Origin of the sequence: Gemmiger formicilis, assembly GCF_024462815.1 — a bacterium.
In the GTDB taxonomy this organism is placed as follows: Bacteria; Bacillota; Clostridia; order Oscillospirales; family Ruminococcaceae; genus Gemmiger.
In genome coordinates, this window is the sequence record NZ_JANGCG010000049.1 from 1 (window position 1) to 739 (window position 739).

Annotated in this window: 1 protein-coding gene; it reads left to right on the plus strand. The window is 46.0% G+C overall.

Going from position 1 to position 739, the window contains the following annotated elements; translation table 11 throughout:
* Positions 1 to 274: 274 nt before the first annotated feature.
* Positions 275 to 739: IS110 family transposase (locus NE623_RS14430; RefSeq protein WP_256276162.1), on the plus strand; the 465-nt coding region annotated here is incomplete at its 3' end.

The following is a 739-nucleotide window of genomic DNA, read 5'->3' on the forward strand; positions in this document are numbered from 1 at the left end:
CTCCTACAATATATTTGTGGGTAGCCCCACGGCATCCAGCCGTGTTGCTATCCAACTTGTTGCCTAAGCTGTAGAATAAGAACGTAGTGGCCGGACACCATTTTTCTTGGACTTACACGTCCGTTAAGCAGTCAGTCAGCCGCCGTTCTTATTCGCAGCATTCGATTTACGCAGGTAGTCCCACCGTAGCGGTGCGTTCGTGTTACTCAGGAGATTGAACAAGCAATAAGTAAAAGGCGGAAGCCATTGCAAATTCAAATTAGGAGGAAAACGAATGACCGTAGTTGGAATCGATGTTTCTAAGGGTAAGAGTATGGTAGCTGCCATGAAGCCCGGTGGGGAGCTTGTTGCAGCGCCATATGAGGTAAGGCATTCAGATATTGAACTGTCACATCTTGCGTTGGATGTTCTTTGCATGGAACCAGATACCCGCGTTGTAATGGAAGCAACAGGCAGATATCATGAGCCAGTAGCAGCGCTGCTTCACAGTGAGGGAATCTTTGTAAGCATCCTGAACCCATTGCTTATTAAGCAAAGCGGAGCAGGCTCTCTGCGCAAAGTAAAATCCGACCCGAAAGATGCCCTAAAAATTGCCAAGTATGGGCTTGACAACTGGTCTACATTGCGGGAATATACTCCTATGGAAGCAATTAGACAGCAACTCAAGTTGTGCGCACGTCAATGCGATTTGTATAATAAGAATATTGTCATGCTCACAAACAACCTTATTTCTTTGTCT